This window comes from Kitasatospora sp. MBT66 (assembly GCF_000710405.2).
GTDB classification, from domain to species: Bacteria; Actinomycetota; Actinomycetes; order Streptomycetales; family Streptomycetaceae; genus Kitasatospora; species Kitasatospora purpeofusca.
Window position 1 is genome coordinate 637,622 of record NZ_JAIY01000016.1, and the last position, 353, is coordinate 637,974.

A 353-nucleotide genomic window follows, 5' to 3' on the forward strand; every position below is an offset into this window, starting at 1 on the left:
CCGGTGGCCGCGCTCGCCGAGGAGACCGGCTGGAGCGGCCGGCATCTCCAGGACCGGTTCCGCCGGGAGACCGGGCTCACGCCGAAGGCCGCCGCCCGGGTGATCCGGTTCGACCGCGCCCGGCGGCTGCTGGCCGCGCCCGGTCCGGCGCCCCGGCTGGCGGAGCTCGCGGTGCGCTGCGGGTACTTCGACCAGGCCCATCTGGCGCGCGAGTTCCGCACGCTCGCGGGGTGCGCGCCGACGGTCTGGCTCGCCGAGGAGGGCCCGGACGGGGCGAAGTTCCGAAACGTCCAAGGCGGGGCGGCCGGGCCCGGGCCAGAGTGGGAGGCATGACGGCGGACCGGCCCCACCCG

1 protein-coding gene is annotated in these 353 nt (G+C 78.8%); it reads left to right on the forward strand.

What is annotated here, in order from left to right:
• The coding region (locus BI06_RS54285; protein ID WP_043476473.1) for a helix-turn-helix domain-containing protein at positions 1 to 333 on the forward strand (333 nt) is incomplete at its 5' end.
• Between the last annotated feature and the right edge of the window lie 20 nt (positions 334 to 353).